18 protein-coding genes are annotated in these 15,911 nt (G+C 66.5%); 8 read left to right on the top strand and 10 right to left on the bottom strand.

Going from position 1 to position 15,911, the window contains the following annotated elements; all coding sequences use genetic code 11:
• Positions 1-228: 228 nt before the first annotated feature.
• From H7841_16700 to sfsA, 6 genes are all read right to left on the bottom strand, one after another.
• Complete coding sequence (locus H7841_16700) at positions 229-420, bottom strand: hypothetical protein (GenBank protein ID MEO5338505.1); 192 nt, start codon at positions 418-420, stop codon at positions 229-231.
• Positions 421-458: 38 nt separating this feature from the next.
• Complete coding sequence (gene purS / locus H7841_16695; GenBank protein MEO5338504.1) at positions 459-698, bottom strand: phosphoribosylformylglycinamidine synthase subunit PurS; 240 nt, start codon at positions 696-698, stop codon at positions 459-461.
• Positions 695-1,459 (bottom strand): phosphoribosylaminoimidazolesuccinocarboxamide synthase, encoded by a 765-nt coding sequence (locus H7841_16690; protein ID MEO5338503.1) that lies wholly within the window; start codon positions 1,457-1,459, stop codon positions 695-697. Before H7841_16690 ends, purS begins: the two co-directional genes overlap by 4 nt.
• A gap of 66 nt (positions 1,460-1,525) precedes the next feature.
• The gene (radC, locus tag H7841_16685; protein ID MEO5338502.1) at positions 1,526-2,218 is read right to left on the bottom strand and encodes a DNA repair protein RadC; all 693 of its coding nucleotides are present in this window, start codon (positions 2,216-2,218) and stop codon (positions 1,526-1,528) included.
• Positions 2,218-3,039 carry a type I methionyl aminopeptidase gene (gene map / locus H7841_16680; protein ID MEO5338501.1) on the bottom strand — a complete coding sequence of 274 codons (822 nt, stop codon included), beginning with the start codon at positions 3,037-3,039 and terminating at the stop codon, positions 2,218-2,220. Before map ends, radC begins: the two co-directional genes overlap by 1 nt.
• Before the next feature lie 9 nt (positions 3,040-3,048).
• Positions 3,049-3,747 (bottom strand): DNA/RNA nuclease SfsA, encoded by a 699-nt coding sequence (gene sfsA / locus H7841_16675; protein ID MEO5338500.1) that lies wholly within the window; start codon positions 3,745-3,747, stop codon positions 3,049-3,051.
• 153 nt (positions 3,748-3,900) lie between these two features.
• Between sfsA and H7841_16670 the strand changes: the two genes are divergently transcribed.
• Positions 3,901-4,674, top strand: a complete 774-nt coding sequence (locus H7841_16670) for a metal ABC transporter substrate-binding protein (protein MEO5338499.1) — start codon at positions 3,901-3,903, stop codon at positions 4,672-4,674.
• Complete coding sequence (locus tag H7841_16665; protein MEO5338498.1) at positions 4,671-4,862, top strand: hypothetical protein; 192 nt, start codon at positions 4,671-4,673, stop codon at positions 4,860-4,862. The genes H7841_16670 and H7841_16665 overlap by 4 nt, the downstream gene beginning before the upstream one ends.
• A gap of 2 nt (positions 4,863-4,864) precedes the next feature.
• On the opposite strand, the gene H7841_16660 is transcribed toward H7841_16665, so the two are convergent.
• Positions 4,865-5,470, bottom strand: a complete 606-nt coding sequence (locus H7841_16660; GenBank protein ID MEO5338497.1) for a ribonuclease HII — start codon at positions 5,468-5,470, stop codon at positions 4,865-4,867.
• Between the two features lie 559 nt (positions 5,471-6,029).
• Here H7841_16660 and moaA point away from each other — a divergent pair.
• Entirely contained in the window at positions 6,030-7,028 is a 999-nt protein-coding gene (moaA, locus tag H7841_16655) for a GTP 3',8-cyclase MoaA (GenBank protein MEO5338496.1), read from the top strand.
• Here moaA and H7841_16650 read toward each other — a convergent pair.
• Genes H7841_16650 through xseA form a run of 3 tightly spaced genes read right to left on the bottom strand, consistent with a single transcriptional unit; the run spans position 7,015 to position 10,264 of the window.
• Positions 7,015-8,070 carry a GDSL-type esterase/lipase family protein gene (locus H7841_16650; GenBank protein MEO5338495.1) on the bottom strand — a complete coding sequence of 352 codons (1,056 nt, stop codon included), beginning with the start codon at positions 8,068-8,070 and terminating at the stop codon, positions 7,015-7,017. The two genes, moaA and H7841_16650, sit on opposite strands and share 14 nt — an antisense overlap.
• Positions 8,067-8,873, bottom strand: a complete 807-nt coding sequence (locus H7841_16645; GenBank protein MEO5338494.1) for a M23 family metallopeptidase — start codon at positions 8,871-8,873, stop codon at positions 8,067-8,069. Before H7841_16645 ends, H7841_16650 begins: the two co-directional genes overlap by 4 nt.
• Positions 8,870-10,264: an exodeoxyribonuclease VII large subunit gene (gene xseA, locus H7841_16640; protein ID MEO5338493.1), complete on the bottom strand. Its 1,395-nt coding sequence runs from the start codon at positions 10,262-10,264 to the stop codon at positions 8,870-8,872. Before xseA ends, H7841_16645 begins: the two co-directional genes overlap by 4 nt.
• 64 nt (positions 10,265-10,328) lie before the next feature.
• Here xseA and purD point away from each other — a divergent pair, with 64 nt between their 5' ends.
• Genes purD through H7841_16615 form a run of 5 tightly spaced genes read left to right on the top strand, consistent with a single transcriptional unit; the run spans position 10,329 to position 15,739 of the window.
• The gene (purD, locus tag H7841_16635) at positions 10,329-11,567 is read left to right on the top strand and encodes a phosphoribosylamine--glycine ligase (protein MEO5338492.1); all 1,239 of its coding nucleotides are present in this window, start codon (positions 10,329-10,331) and stop codon (positions 11,565-11,567) included.
• Positions 11,567-12,670, top strand: a complete 1,104-nt coding sequence (locus tag H7841_16630; protein ID MEO5338491.1) for a microcin C ABC transporter permease YejB — start codon at positions 11,567-11,569, stop codon at positions 12,668-12,670. Before purD ends, H7841_16630 begins: the two co-directional genes overlap by 1 nt.
• Entirely contained in the window at positions 12,663-13,691 is a 1,029-nt protein-coding gene (locus H7841_16625) for an ABC transporter permease (protein ID MEO5338490.1), read from the top strand. The genes H7841_16630 and H7841_16625 overlap by 8 nt, the downstream gene beginning before the upstream one ends.
• Positions 13,688-15,298, top strand: a complete 1,611-nt coding sequence (locus tag H7841_16620; GenBank protein ID MEO5338489.1) for an ABC transporter ATP-binding protein — start codon at positions 13,688-13,690, stop codon at positions 15,296-15,298. Before H7841_16625 ends, H7841_16620 begins: the two co-directional genes overlap by 4 nt.
• Before the next feature lie 51 nt (positions 15,299-15,349).
• Positions 15,350-15,739 (top strand): hypothetical protein, encoded by a 390-nt coding sequence (locus H7841_16615; GenBank protein MEO5338488.1) that lies wholly within the window; start codon positions 15,350-15,352, stop codon positions 15,737-15,739.
• Positions 15,740-15,911: the final 172 nt, after the last annotated feature.

Raw genomic sequence — 15,911 nt, 5'->3', positions numbered from 1 at the left:
ACCGGCGGCGGTGTTTGTACCACCCCGCCGGTCCGCATCCGCGACAACGGACGGACGCCCCGGCAGTATAGACGGAAACCTTGCGGCGTGCCACGGCAAAAGGCGCGGAAACCCGCCTTGGCAGGACTTTCCGCCTTAACCCGAGTCCCCTGGGGACGAGATGCCACGGGGCTCGTGACAGGTTGACTTGGGTATCGCCAGCTTCCGGTACGAAAGCCGGATGTCCGGCTACAGCGGCTTGACCAGGGCGGCCACCAGGGCGACGGCGGCAGCCAGCATGGCGCCCATCTTGATGGTCAACCGTTGTTCCATGTCCCGCAGACGCAGGTTCGGATACTCCTTCGTCACCAGATCGGCGCCGGACATCGCCTCTTCCAGTTCGCGGGCGAATTTCAAGGTATCCAAAGGGACGGCGGTCATGGCTTCACTATGCGCCCGGCCGGCGCAACAGGCGGGCGTCACCCGATGTCGATGGCGTAGTTCTCGATCACCGTGTTGGCCAGCAACTGGCGGCACATGGCCTCGACGGCTTCGCGGGCCTTGGCCGGATCGGTTTCGGCCAGGTCGAGTTCGATGTACTTGCCCTGGCGGACGTCGCCGACGCCGGAAAATCCCAGCGATCCCAATGCATGCTGGATGGCCTTGCCCTGGGGATCGAGGACGCCGTTCTTCAGGGTGACGTGGACTTTGGCTTTCATTGCATGGTCTCCGGGCCTTGCAGGTCGCGGGGGCCGCCCTCGGGCAGGATGCCCAGGCGGCGGGCTACCTCCTGGTAGGCTTCCGCCACCCCGCCCAGATCGCGGCGGAAGCGGTCCTTGTCCAGCTTCTCGTTGGTCTTCAGATCCCACAGGCGGCAGTTGTCGGGGCTGATCTCGTCGGCCAGCACGATGCGCATCTGCTCGTTTTCCCAAAGCCGGCCGAATTCCACCTTGAAGTCCACCAGCCGGATGCCGATGCCGTAGAACAGGCCGGACAGGAAATCGTTGATGCGGAGCGCCAGCGACATCATCTCGTCCATTTCCTGGGGCGTGGCCCAGCCGAACGCGGTGATGTGCTCCTCGGTAATCAGAGGGTCGCCCAGGTCGTCGGACTTGTAATAGTACTCGACGATGGAGCGGGGCAATGGCACGCCCTCGGCCATGCCGAACCGTTCGGCCAGCGAGCCGGCCACGATGTTGCGCACCACCACCTCGATGGGGATGATCTCGACCTCGCGAATCAGCTGCTCGCGCATGTTGAGGCGGCGTAGGAAGTGGGTGGGGATGCCGATTTCCCCCAGGCGCAGCATCAGGTGTTCGGAGATGCGGTTGTTGATGACCCCCTTGCCGGTGATGGTGCCGCGCTTGCGCTTGTTGAAGGCGGTGGCATCGTCCTTGAAGTATTGGACGAGGGTACCCGGCTCGGGGCCCTCGAAGAGAACCTTGCCCTTGCCTTCGAAGATCTGCCTGCGTCTGCTCATGAACGTCCGTCCGGCCATTGAAGGGCCCATATAGCAGGGGGGGGCCGGCCCCTGCAAGGGGACGGCTCAGAGCAGGTTCTGTTCCCGGAAGGACCAGTAGCCCGCCCGGCCGATGACGATGTGGTCGTGCAGGACGATGCCCAAGGACTTGGCGACCTGCTGGATTTCCTTGGTCATGTCCACGTCGGCGCGAGACGGCTGGGTGTCGCCCGAGGGATGGTTGTGCACCAGGATCAGGGCGGTCGCCCCCAGTTCCAGGGCCCGCTTCACCACCTCGCGCGGATAGACGGGGGTATGGTCGACGGTGCCCTTCTGCTGCACCTCGTCGGCGATCAGCATGTTCTTGCGGTTGAGGAACAGAACGCGGAACCGCTCCGTCTCCTCGTAGCCCATGCTGGCCCGGCAATAGGTCACCAGGGCATCGTAGGAACCCAGGACAGGCTTTCCCGCCAGATCCTCCCGCCCCATGCGCTTCGCCGCTTCGCGCACCAAGCGGAACAGGGCGGCGGTGGTGTCCTTGACGGCGGGAAATTCGGCCAAGCGGGCCGGATCGGCGCTAAAGACGCCGCCCAGGCTGCCGAACCGGTCGATCAAGGCCTTGGCCAGGGGCTTGACGTCCCGGCGCGGAATGGCGTGGAAAAGCAGCAACTCCAGGATCTCGTAGTCGGGCAGCTTCGCTTCCTCGTCCTGCAGGAAGCGCTGCCGCAGGCGATCGCGATGGCCCACGTAATGGGGCTTCCTGTCCGCTTCGTCGGCCATTACAGGTCATAGGGCGGGCAATGGAAACCCGCCGGCGAAAGGGTGAAGACTTCGACGCCGTCCGCCGTGACCGCCACCGAATGCTCGAACTGGGCCGACAAGGACTTGTCCTTGGTGACTGCCGTCCAGCCGTCGTCCAGCACCTTTACCTCGTAGCGGCCGGCGTTGATCATCGGCTCGATGGTGAAGAACATGCCTTCGCGGAGCGCCAGCCCCTCGCCGCGGCGGCCGAAATGCATGATGTTGGGAGCCTCGTGGAAGACCCGGCCCAGCCCGTGGCCGCAGAAGTCCCGCACTACCGAATAGCGATGGCCCTCGGCATAGGACTGGATGGCGAAGCCGATATCTCCGGTGGTGGCTCCAGACTTGACGGCCCGGATGCCGCGCCACATGGCCTCGTAGGTCGTTTCCACCAAGCGGCGGGCTTTTACGCCGACCTCGCCCACGTAGTACATGCGGCTGGTGTCGCCGAACCAGCCGTCCAGGATCACCGTGACGTCGATATTGAGGATATCGCCGTCGGTCAGAGTCTTGTCGCCCGGGATTCCGTGGCAGACCACATGGTTGACCGAGGTGCAGGTGGACTTGGGAAAGCCACGGTAGTCCAGCGGTGCCGGCACGGCCCCGTGGCCGACGATGAAATCGTGGCACAGACGGTCCAGTTCGCCCGTCGTCACACCGGATTTGACGTGGGGAGTGATGAAATCGAGCGTCTCGGCGGCCAGGCGGCCGGCCTTGCGCATGCCCTCGAATTCCTCGGGACCATGAATCACGATCCGCCGCCCGTCCACCATCGCGCTGCTCGACCAGTCGTTGTTCATGCTTCTTATTTAGACGAAGGCGAGGGGGGATGCCAACTCTATCCCTTCCGGCGATATGCGGCAGGCGCGGCAAAGGGCCTCCACGCCTTGACGGCGCGCCCGTTCCAGTCCTTCGGCATAGGCCGGATCGATGTCGGCGGCGGGGGCGAAGCGACTGCAATCCTCGCGCTGCACCAGATAAACCATGACCGCCCGCGCACCCTGGCCCACCATGGCGGCCAGTTCTTCCAAGTGCTTGGCGCCCCGGCGGGTCACCGCATCGGGAAATTCGGCCAAGCCGGGTTCGCGCATCAGGGTGACGTTCTTGACTTCCACGTAGCAGGGCGGCCTTCCCTGGCCTTCCAGCAGCAGGTCGATGCGCGAATTCCGGCCGTACTTCACCTCGCGGCGGATGGTGGCGTAGCCGGCCAGTTCCGGGATAATCCCGGCGGCCACCGCCTCGGCCACCAGGGCGTTGGGGTGCGCGGTATTGATGCCGACCAGCCCTTCGCCCACCCGCAGCAGTTCCCAGGTCCAGCGCAGCTTGCGGTCCGGGTTGGCGGCCGGGGACAGCCAGACATCGGAGCCCGGCATGTTTACGCCGAGCATGGAGCCCGAATTGGCGCAATGGGCGACGACGGTCTCGCCGCCTTCCAGGACGACGTCGGCCAGAAAGCGTTTGTAGCGCTTGACCAGCCGTCCGGGGACGAGGGGATGGGGGAACTTCATGCCATCACCATAGCAGACCGGGTCAAATGCCGCAGCCCTGCGGCAATTCACCCATCCATGGCGCGGAAAAGGTCCGGGAAGCGGCGGTCTTCTTCTGGCATGACGGTTGCGAGCCGGGGGGCATTCGTCATTTCCTGGGGGAGTCCCATATCCATGATCCGCCGTATCCTGCCGGCCCTGGTCATCCTTGCCGCCCTGTCCCTGCCGGCCGCCGCCCAACCGCCACGCGTGGTGGTCAGCCTGCCGCCTCTCCATTCGCTGGTCGCCAAGCTGCTGAAGGGAGTCGCCGAACCGGAACTGCTGATGCCCCAACGCACCGCCGGACGACTCGCCGACCTATCGGCTGCCCAAGTCCAGGCCCTGCGCGCAGCCGACTTGGTGGTCTGGAGCGGCCCCGCCCTGGAAGGGGCGATCGCCGAGGCCCGCCTGGTAATGCCGGACCTGAACGCCCGCACCCTTACCCTTTCCACCCAATTGCCTGTCCTGACCGCCAGCCAGACCGGCGCGCCCGACCGTCCGGGCACGGCGCAGGATCTGCGCTTCTGGCTCGATCCCCGCCTCGCCCACGTGGCGGTGCATGTGTTGGCGCCGGCCCTGGCGCGGGTCTATCCGGATTCGGTCGATGCCATCTTGGACAACGAGATCGCGGTGATGCACGAACTGCATCACCTTGAGGACGCGGTCCGTTCCGCCCTCGGCACCACCGTCGGGGTGCCGCTGCACATGGGGGCTTCCGACCTGCGCTACCTGGAATGGCGCTTCAACCTGGCCCAGGAAGGTTGCGCCCGGCGCGGCTTCGATCCCAGCGGATTCGGCCTGCCCGCCGGCCCCGACCTTTACGACCGCCTGATGACCAGGGCCCGCGAGACCCTGGCCGCCTGTCAGCGCCGCGACTTGGCCTCGCTGACCAAGGCGGCCACGCCATGATGCGCGCGCCCATCCGCGCCCCCGACCCGCGGTGCGAGATGACGGCGGACGGTACCCAGCTCCGGCACCTGCGGGAACTGGAACTGGAAAACGCCCGACTGCGCCGGGCCGTGGTGGAATTGACCCTCGACAACGCGACGCTGCGCGAGGCCCTGCGGTCCGTCTCTCCATCCTTCGGGACGATGTAGGGCTACAAGCCGGGCAGACGGGACAGCAAGGCGCGCACCGGGGCGAAGCTGCGGCGGTGGTGCGGCGTCGGGCCAAGCCGTCGCAGGGCCTCCTGGTGCTCCGGGGTGCCGTAGCCGGCGTTGGCCGCCCATCCATAGCCGGGAAAGGCTGTCGCCAAGTCCGCCATGATGCGGTCGCGGGTCACCTTGGCGACGATGGAGGCTGCGGCGATGCTGAACGACGCGGCATCGCCCTTGACGACGCAACGGACGGGGCAAGGCAAGTGGGGGGGGCGGTTGCCGTCCACCAGCGCCAATTCCGGCCGGATACCGAGGTTCTCGACTGCCCGCTCCATGGCGATCAGGGTGGCCTGGAGGATGTTGACGCGGTCGATCTCATCGACGTCGGCGATGCCGACGCCGACCCTGGCGCGGTCGGCGATCAGAGAGAACAGGACCTCGCGGCGCGCCGGCTTGAGTTTCTTGGAATCGTCCAGGCCTTGCGGGATGTCGTCCGGGTCCAGGATCACGGCCGCCGCCACTACAGGCCCTGCCCAGGGGCCGCGTCCGGCCTCGTCGATTCCGGCGACCAGGCAGTCCGCTTTGCGTTCCAAGGAATAATCAGGCATGGAACAATTCCAGAGATCAAGACCCAGGGCGAGACGACGCAAGGGCTAGCACGGCCCCGACCCGCTTTCCAGGGGGATTTGCTTCGACTCGGGACGCCACGACTTCAACGACGCCGAAAAGACTGCCCGAGCGAATGCGAAAGGATTACAGGTAACATAATGTAAATATTTGTAATAAATTGTCGGCCCTCGCACCCCGGAACCTTGAGCCGACGAGGTTCCGGAGTGCGAGTAGCCTGGACAATAAAAGGCGATGTTGGTTGGGGGGCCTGAGCCATCGCCCTTATTGTAGGCCCACGAGGGAGCCTACATGTAATATAGCCGTACGCCATGGAAATACAATATTTTTCATTTTAGATAGTTTTGAAATGCATTTCAGAGGATTTGCCTGGAACATTCGATAAAATTTTATGCAAATTGCCATCGTCTCCGAGGGCTCCAGGCCGCCCGCGCCGCCCCTGGAATCCGTTGCGCCACCAGGGCGAACTGTAGCATCATCGCCTTCGGTGTCATGTCCGTCCGGATATGACGGCCGGCCTTTCCCTGCACAGAGCGAGCCATGCCGTCCCTCGTCGATCCCTTCGGCCGCGCCATTACCTACCTGCGGGTATCGATCACCGACCGCTGCGACTTCCGTTGCCGCTATTGCATGGCCGAGGACACCGCCTTCGTGCCCCGCCGGGACTTGTTGACCCTGGAGGAAATCGACCGGGTTTGCGCCGCCTTCGTCGCACGCGGGGTGAGGAAGATCCGCATCACCGGCGGCGAGCCTTTGGTGCGGCGCAACGTGGCGAGCCTGTTCCACTCCCTCGGAAGGCATCTGGAAGGCGGTGCGCTGGGCGAACTGGCACTCACCACCAACGGCAGCCAACTGGCCCGCTATGTCGATGAACTGGCGGCTTGCGGCGTCAAGCGGGTTAACGTGTCGCTGGATACCCTGGATGCCGCCCGCTTTCGTCAAATCACCCGCCAGGACCGTCTCGCCCAGGTACTGGAAGGCATCGCGGCCGCCAAGGCGGCGGGCTTGGAAATCAAGATCAACAAGGTCGCCTTCGGGCGTTACGAAGACGGCGAGTTCGACGCCATGCTGCACTGGTGCGGCGAGCAGGGGTTCGACCTGACCCTGATCGAGATGATGCCGCTGGGCGAGGCGGGCGGGTTGCCGGATGCCGGCTTCCTGCCCTTGGCCGAGGTGCGCCGCCGCTTGTCCGATTCCTGGACCCTGGCCGACATTCCCGAGACCACCGGCGGCCCGGCCCGCTACATGCGCGTCGAGGAGACGGGCCGCAAGCTGGGATTCATCACGCCGCTGTCGGCCCATTTCTGCGATGCCTGCAACCGGGTGCGGCTGACCTGCACCGGAACCCTGTTCATGTGCCTGGGCCAGGAGGACTCGGTCGACCTCCGCACGCCCCTGCGAGCCGATCCGGGAGACGGGCCGCTGGGCGAGGCCATCGACCGCGCCATTGCCCGCAAGCCCAAGGGCCACGAGTTCACCACCGATCCCTTGACCGGACGGCCGGCGGTCGGGCGGCACATGAATCTTACCGGGGGGTGACCAGGAGGTCGCGCAGCCTGGCTTCGAGGTAGCGGCCGATTTTTTCCGAACCCTTGGGCGTGGTGTGCAGGCCGTCGTAGTGGTCGCCGTCCTCGAAGAAGAGTTCGCCGGCCAGATCGACGCAAATCGCCTTGACCTCGCGGCAGACCGCCAGGGTGGTCTTGTTGAAGGCGGCGAGGCCGGCGTATTCCCCGATGTCCACTCGCCCGTCCGGCAGGGGCTTGCCCAGCACAAGCCCGTCGCGGATGCGGTAGGTCGCCTTGTGCTGGGTCACCAGGATGGCCTCGGCCCCCAAGCCGCGGATTCGCGCCGCCAGTTCCTTCAACCGCCCCGCATAGGCTTCCAGATGGGGCGCGAGGCGCCGTTCCTCGCCGGCAAGGTCGGGTTGGGTGGCGGCCGCGGTCCAGGGGGTGCCGTCGTAGTTCTTCTGATTGTGGATCAGGTCGGCCCGCCGGGCCTGCCAGGCGCCCTTGAGGGTCCGGTAGAGCCCGTAGACGGCGCTGTTGTTGATCAGCCATTGCTTCCACTTGCGGGTCGGAGCCTCCATGTGGTCCTGCTTGCCCAGATGCCCGGTGGCGGCCACCGCGAAGTCGTTGATGCCCAGGTAGGCCAGCACGTAGCGTGGCTTCAGGCCGGGAATCCTTGGAAACCACAGGTCGAAGTTCTTCAGGTGCCCGATGGTGCTCTGGCCGTCCACGCCCGCGTTGACGACCGTCACCTTGCGGCCGTTCTCGGAGAAGGCCTTGGCGAGAGTATCGGTCCAGGTCATCCCCTCGCCGATGAAGATTTCGTTGGTGGTGCTGCCCCCGATGGCCAGGATGTCGATGCGCGCCGGGTCCTCGTAGGTCCCGCGCAGGCCATGGCGGTCCCGCTTGAAGCGGACGATGCCGCCGCCATACAGGTTGGTCGTCTCGAACGGCCGGTCGACGTTGCGCGGGATGACCAAGGTGCCGTAGCCCCCGCCCATCCAGCCGCCGAACACGAGCTCGGCCGCCAGAACCACGGCCAGCAGCAGCGCGAGGTTTATGCCGACTGTCTTCATGGCTTGGGCTCCGCGACGACGAGAACGGGATCGAGGGCGGTGGCGAACAGGTTCACCCCCCAGTGCAGATGCGGCCCGGTCGCCCGGCCCGACTTACCGACGCTGCCGATCACGGTGCCCTTGGCGACTTCCCGGCCTTCGGCGACCCGGATATCTTCCAGGTGGAGGTAGACCGAAGTCAGTCCATGGCCATGGTCGATCATCAGGGTGCGGCCGGTAAGCAGCATGTCGGGATGGGCCAGGCGCACGATGCCGGCCCCCATGGCGCGTACCGGCGTGCCGGTGGACGCCGCTATGTCGACGCCGTTGTGAGGCGCGCGCGGTTTGCCGTTCAGGATGCGCTGGGACCCGAAGACCCCCGACACCACCCCGTCGGCCGGCCAGACGAAACCGTCGCCGAAGAACGGTCGGGCCGTGTCCGCCTTGCGGGCCTCGGCGACCTGGGCGCTTTCGCGGCGGATGCGTTCCAGGTCCTCGGGCGGCGGCGAGACCTTCTTTTCCGGCAGGCCTTCGATGCGTTGGACCGGATATTCCCGTGCCGCCACCTTCAAGTCACGGGTTTCCGTCCGCCCGTCCGGGCCGGTGAGCGAAAGTTCGGCGCGGGCCGGGGCGTCGCGCCCGAAGCCCAGCAGGAACAGCCCGTCCTGCGACACCCGGACGGGGGCGCCGTCCAAGGTGACGCGAGTGCCGGGCGGGGCACGCCCGACCACCAGCCCGCCCTGGGTCAAGGGGCCGTCCAAGGTCAGCCCGGCGGCCGGGACGGGAAGCGCGAGCACGAGCAGGGCGAGGATGGCGCCCTTCACAGCAACGATCCCTGGCGGTCGTCGCCTGGCTTGCCCCTGCGGCCGGTGGCGACGGCGTGGCTGTCGCCGTCGTGGAAGGTGACCGCCAAATTCATTCCCGGCCGGACGGCCTTGGCCGAAGTCACGGGATGGCCGGCCCCGTCCTTGACCAGGGCGAAACCCCGCTCCAGGACCCGACGGTAGGACAGGCTGTCGAGCAGGGCCCCGGCCTGAAGCATGCGGCTCTCGCCGTGGCGCAGCGCCGCCCGTGCCGCCTGGGTCAGCGCTCGGAATTCGCCGGCCAGCCGGCCTTGCGAGACTTCGATCAGCTGCCGCGGCCCTTCCAGGCGTCCGGCGGTGCGCAGCAACTTCTCGCCGCTTCGTTCGACAATCCGCCGCAGCGCCCGTTCCAGCCGTTCGGTCCGGTCGTCCAGACGTTGCGCCGCTTCCTCGATCAGCCGTCCCGGCCGGGGCAGGCCGCGTTCGAGACCGGCGAGCCGCAAGTCGAATTCCGCCAGCCGGCGCCGCAGGGCGACCGTCAGGCGCTGGCCGTCGTCCTGCACCTGGGCCATCAGATCGGCGCGCACCGGCACCGCCATCTCGGCGGCGGCGGTCGGGGTGGGGGCCCGGACGTCGGCGGCGAAGTCGATCAGGGTGGTGTCGGTCTCGTGCCCGACCGCCGAAATGACCGGAATCGAACAGTCGGCCACCGCGCGCACCACGATTTCCTCGTTGAAGGCCCAGAGGTCCTCCAGGCTGCCGCCGCCGCGCGCCACGATCACCAGATCGGGCCTCAAATCCGCCGGCAGGCCGTCGAAGCCGCGGACGGCAGCGGCCACCTGAGCCGCCGCCCCGTCTCCCTGGACCAGCACCGGCCAGACCAGCACCCGGCGCGGAAAGCGGTCCGCCAACCGGTGCAGGATATCGCGGATCACCGCCCCGGTGGGCGACGTCACCACGCCGATGGTTCCGGGGAGAAAGGGCAGACGTTTCTTGCGGGCGGCGTCGAACAGGCCCTCCGCGGCAAGCCGGCGGCGCCGGTCCTCCAGCACCTTGAGCAGGGCGCCTTCGCCGGCCAATTCCACGGAATCGACCACCATCTGGTACTTCGACCTGCCGGGGTAGGTGGTCAGCCGTCCGGTGGCGACGACCTCGATGCCGTCCTCCATCCCCACGCCCAGCCGCTGGGCGGTGCCTTTCCAGCAGACCGCCTCCAGAACCGCCTCGGCGTCCTTGAGAGCGAAGTACAGGTGGCCGGACGCGGCGCGCTTGAAGCCCGAGATCTCCCCCCGCACCCGAAGGAAGGGGAAGGTCTCCTCGACCGTCAGCTTGAGCGCCTGGGCCAGTTCGCCCACCGTGAATACGGGGGTATTGTGGCCGGGGTCGCAAGAGGGGGGTTGTTGCGTGGTCATCCTTGGTATTTATTACCGCTAGGCATCCCCGCCGAACAAGCGGGCTGGAGAAGCAGGAGGAGGCATGAAGGTTCTGGTGGTCGGGTCCGGGGGTCGCGAGCATGCTCTCTGCTGGGCGATTGCTCAATCTCCGCTTTGCGAAAAGCTCTATTGCGCGCCCGGCAATGCCGGCATCGCGGCGGTCGCCGAATGCCTGGATATCGCTGAGCGAATCGCCCTGGTGGTCGTCGGCCCCGAGGCGCCCCTGGTGGCGGGCCTCGCCGACAAGCTGGAAGACGCCGGGATCATGGTCTTCGGCCCCAGCGCGGCCGCCGCCGCCCTGGAAGGTTCCAAGGCTTTCATGAAGGACATCTGCGCCAAGTACGGCATTCCCACCGCCGCCTTCGGCACCTTCGACGAACCCGACGCCGCCAAGGAATACATCATGCGCCTGCCGGCCCGCCTGGTGGTGAAGGCGGACGGCCTGGCGGCCGGCAAGGGGGTGATCCTCTGCCACAACCACAACGAGGCCTTCGCCGCCATCGACCACATCATGACCGAACGAGCCTTCGGCGAGGCGGGCGATCAGGTCATCATCGAGGAATTCCTGGAAGGCGAGGAAGCCAGCTTCTTCGCCCTGGTGGACGGCGAACGGGCCATCCCGCTGGCTTCCGCGCAGGATCACAAGGCGGCCTACGACGGGGACAAGGGACCCAACACCGGCGGCATGGGGGCCTATTCGCCGGCTCCGGTGGTCGATGCGGCCATGGAAAAGCGGGTGATGGACAAGATCGTCACCCCGCTGATCAAGGCCATGGCGGCCGAGGGGCGCCCCTACAAGGGCGTGCTGTTCGCCGGCCTGATGATCGCTAAGGACGGGCCCCGGCTGCTGGAGATCAACGTCCGCTTCGGCGATCCCGAATGCCAGGCCCTGCTCTTGCGTCTCAAGTCCGACCTGCTGGAGGCCCTGGTGGCCTGCGCCGAGGGCCGGCTGGACGACGTCAAGCTCAAGTGGCGCAAGGAAGCCTCGCTGGTGGTGGTGATGGCCGCCCAGGGCTATCCCGGCCATTACGAGAAAGGCTCCGAGATCAAGGGGCTGGACAAGGCCGCCGATCGAGACGGGGTCGTGGTGTTCCATGCCGGGACCAAGGCGTCCGGCAACGGGCGGGTTCTGGCCAACGGCGGTCGCGTGTTGGGCGTCGCCGGACGCGGCAAGACGGTCAAGGAAGCCCAGAAGAAGGCTTACGCGGCCGTCGACGCCATCCACTGGCCGGACGGCTTCTGCCGCCGCGACATCGGCTGGCGGGCCATCGAAAGGGCCTGATGCTCGCCTATATCGCCCGTCGCCTTTTGCTGATCGTGCCCACCCTGCTGGGCATCATGGTGATGAACTTCGTCATCGTGCAGGCGGCGCCGGGCGGTCCGGTCGAACAGATGATCTCCAAGATCACCGGCATGGGGGTGGAAGCCACCGCCCGCGTCGGCGGCCAGGCGGGCGGCGAGGCCGGCCGGGCGGCCCCGGTGCCGGGGGGCGGCGAGGCTTCCAGGTACCGGGGCGCCCGCGGCCTCGATCCCGACTTCGTCAAGGAGATCGAACGCCAGTTCGGCTTCGACAAGCCGGCCCACGAACGCTTTCTGATGATGCTGTCCAGCTATGTGCGCTTCGATTTCGGGTCCAGCTACTTCCGCGACCGCCAGGTCATCGACCTGATCCTGGACAAGATGCCGGTGTCCATCTCGCTGGGTTTGTGGACCACCCTGCTGGTCTACCTGATCTCGATTCCGTTGGGCGTCGCCAAGGCGGTGCGCGACGGCTCGCGCTTCGACGTGTGGAGTAGCGGCTTGGTGATCGTCGGCCACGCGGTGCCCGGCTTCCTGTTCGCCATCCTTCTGATCGTGCTGTTCGCCGGGGGGCGCTATTTCGCCTGGTTCCCCTTGCGCGGGCTCTATTCCGACAATTTCGCCGACCTGTCGTTCTGGGCCAAGGTCGCCGATTACTTCTGGCACCTGGCCCTGCCCATCCTGTCCATGGTGATCGGCGGCTTCGCCAGCCTGACCCTCTTGACCAAGAACTCCTTCCTGGAGGAAATCAACAAGCAGTACGTGGTCACCGCCCGCGCCAAGGGCCTGGGCGAACGACGCGTGCTCTACGGCCACATCTTCCGCAACGCCATGCTGATCGTGATCGCGGGCTTTCCCGCGGCCCTGGTGGGCATCCTGTTCACCGGTTCCATGCTGATCGAGGTGATCTTCTCCTTGGACGGGCTGGGCCAACTGGGTTTCGAGGCGGCGATCAACCGGGACTATCCGGTGATGTTCGGGACGCTCTACATCTACTCCCTGCTGGGGCTGGTGCTGAAGATCGTCAGCGACGTGACCTACATGCTGGTCGATCCGCGCATCGACTTCGAGAGGCGCCATGCCTAGGCTGACCCCGATGGATCGGCGCCGGCTCGCCAACTTCCGCGCCAACCGGCGCGGCTATTGGTCGCTGTGGCTGTTCCTGGGCCTCTTTTTCGCCAGCCTGTTCGCCGAATTCGTCGCCAACGACAAGCCCATCTTGCTGTCCTACGAGGGCGGCCTCTACATGCCGGTGTTCAAGAGTTATCCGGAAACCGTCTTCGGCGGCTTCCTGGAGACCGAGACCGACTACCGCGACGCCGAGATCAAGGCGGCCATCGAGGCCAAGGGCTGGATGGTCTGGCCGGCCATTCCCTACAGCTTTCGCACCGTGAACTACCACCTGACGGTGCCGGCCCCGGCCCCGCCTTCCCGAGACAACTGGCTGGGTACCGACGACCAGGGGCGGGACGTGCTGGCGCGGCTGATCTACGGCTTTCGCATCTCGGTGCTGTTCGGCCTGGCGCTGACCCTGGTCAGTTCCCTGGTGGGCATCGCGGCCGGTGCCGTGCAGGGCTATTTCGGTGGCCTGGTCGATCTGCTTTTCCAGCGCTTCATCGAGATCTGGGACGGTCTGCCCATGCTGTTCCTGCTCATCATCCTGGCCAGTATCGTCGAGCCGAATTTCGGCTGGCTGCTGTTCATCATGCTGCTGTTTTCCTGGATGGGGCTGGTGGGCGTGGTGCGCGCCGAATTCCTGCGCGCCCGCAATTTCGACTACGTGCGCGCCGCCCGCGCCCTGGGGGTGAGCGACGTCCGCATCATGGTCCGCCACATCCTGCCCAACGCCATGGTGGCGACCTTCACCTTCCTGCCCTTCATCCTGTCGGGGTCGATCACCACGCTCACCGCGCTGGATTTCCTGGGTTTCGGCCTGCCGCCCGGCTCGGCCTCCTTAGGCGAGTTGCTGGGCCAGGGCAAGGCCAACCTGCATGCCCCCTGGCTGGGGCTGACCGCTTTCTTCGTGCTGGCGGCGACCTTGAGCCTGCTGGTGTTCATCGGCGAGGCGGTGCGCGACGCCTTCGACCCGCGAAAGATCTTCAGATGAGCCGCCTGCTGGAAGTCGCCGACCTGCGGGTGTCGTTCGGTGCCGCCGAAGCGGTCCGGGGCGTGTCCTTCCACATCGACCGGGGCGAGACCTTGGCGTTGGTGGGCGAAAGCGGTTCCGGCAAGTCGGTGAGCGCGCTTTCGGTGGTGCAGCTCCTGCCCTATCCCTTGGCCCGGCATCCCTCGGGCAGCGTGCGTTTCCAGGGCGAGGAACTGATGGGGGCGCCCGCCCATCGCCTGCAGGCCGTTCGCGGCGACCGCATCGCCATGATCTTCCAAGAGCCGCTCACCTCGCTCAATCCGCTCCACTCCATCGAAAGGCAGATCGCCGAGACTCTTTTGCTGCATCGGGCGACGACGCGCCGCCAGGCCCGCGAACGGGTGATCGAACTGCTGCATCTGGTGGGCCTGCCCGAGGCCGAAGGCCGCCTGGACGCCCTGCCCCACGAATTCTCGGGCGGCCAGCAGCAACGGGCGATGATCGCCATGGCGCTCGCCAACGAGCCCGACCTGCTGATCGCTGACGAACCCACCACGGCCCTGGACGTCACCATCCAGGCCCAGATCCTCAAGCTGCTGAAGGACCTGCAGGCCCGGCTCGGGATGGCCATGCTGTTCATCACCCACGACCTGGGCATCGTGCGCAAGATCGCCGACCGGGTGGCGGTGATGACCCAGGGCCGTATCGTCGAGGAAGGCCCCACCGCCCGCATCTTCGCCGGCCCCGACCACGACTACACCCGCCGCCTGCTGGCCGCCGAACCCAAGGGCCTGCCCGATCCCGCAGACCCCGCTCAGCCCGAACTGGCGGCCGGGCGCGAGGTCAAGGTCTGGTTCCCGATCAAAAAGGGCTTGTTCCGCCGGACCGTCGATCACGTCAAGGCGGTGGACGGCATCACCCTGTCGGTGAAGCGCGGCCATACCCTGGGGGTGGTGGGGGAAAGCGGATCGGGCAAGACGACCCTGGGGCGGGCGCTGATCCGCCTGGAAGCCAGCCGGGGCGCGGTGCTGTTCGACGGCCACGACCTGCAAGGCTTGGCCGGGAACGATCTGCGCCGGTTGCGGCGGCGCATGCAGATCGTCTTCCAGGACCCTTACGGATCGCTCAGCCCCCGCCTGTCGGTGGGCCAGATCGTCGAAGAAGGCCTCCTGGTGCACGGTTTGGGCGGCGATGCCGGGGAACGGCGCGCCCTGATCGGCCGCGCCCTGGATGAAGTGGGGCTGGAAGCGGCCATGCAGGACCGCTATCCCCACGAATTCTCGGGCGGTCAGCGCCAGCGCATCGCCATCGCCCGCGCCCTGGCGTTGAAGCCCGATCTGATCGTGCTGGACGAACCGACCAGCGCGCTCGACATGTCGGTCCAGGCCCAGATCGTCGAGCTGCTGCGCGACCTGCAACGCCGCCACGGCCTGGCCTACCTGTTCATCAGCCACGACCTGAAGGTGGTGCGCGCTCTGGCCCACGACATCCTGGTCATGCGCCGTGGCCGGGCGGTGGAACAGGGGCCGGCCCACGAGATCTTCACCCGCCCGCGCGATCCCTACACCCGCGCCCTGATGTCTGCCGCTTTCGATTTAGAGGAATTGCCACCCTACGAGGGTTCGTAGGTAGCCAAGGAAATCGGAACCTCGTATTATCCCCCAGGATGGAGGTGGCGGATGGTTCTTCTGGATTGGAGTCCGGACCTCAGTGTCGGAATTTCCGAGTTCGACCTGGAACATCGGCGCCTGATCGACCTGCTCAACGATTTTCATGGCCGTTTGATGGCCGGTGGCATGGCGCGCCCGGATATCGAAACCGGGTTGATGATCCTGGCCGGCGAGGTCAAGGCCCACTTCGCCAGCGAGGAGGCCTTTTTGGAACGGATCGGCAGTTCCCGCCTGGAAAGCCACCGCATGCTGCACGAGATTCTCTATTCCGACCTGCTGGTGATGATCGCCGAAGCGCGGCGCGACGAATTCCGCTTCCTGTGCGAAGACCTGGAGTGCAGCCTCACGCCCTGGCTGGTCGAGCATATCCGCAACGTGGACTCGCGCCTGGGCCTCTGATAGCAATCGGGCATGCTTTTCCGCCCTGTCCTGGTGGTCTTCGCCAAGGCGCCGCGCCTCGGCTTCGTCAAGCGGCGCCTGGCCGGCGACGTCGGCTGGGTGGCGGCCACCGCCTTCTGCCGGCGCACCAGCGCCCGCCTGCTGGCCGGCCTGCGTCGCGATCGGCGCTGGC

Source organism: Magnetospirillum sp. WYHS-4 (assembly GCA_039908345.1).
In the GTDB taxonomy this organism is placed as follows: Bacteria; Pseudomonadota; Alphaproteobacteria; order Rhodospirillales; family GLO-3; genus JAMOBD01.
The sequence above is the reverse complement of the archived record's forward strand: the minus strand, read 5'-3'. Positions and strand labels throughout refer to the sequence as shown.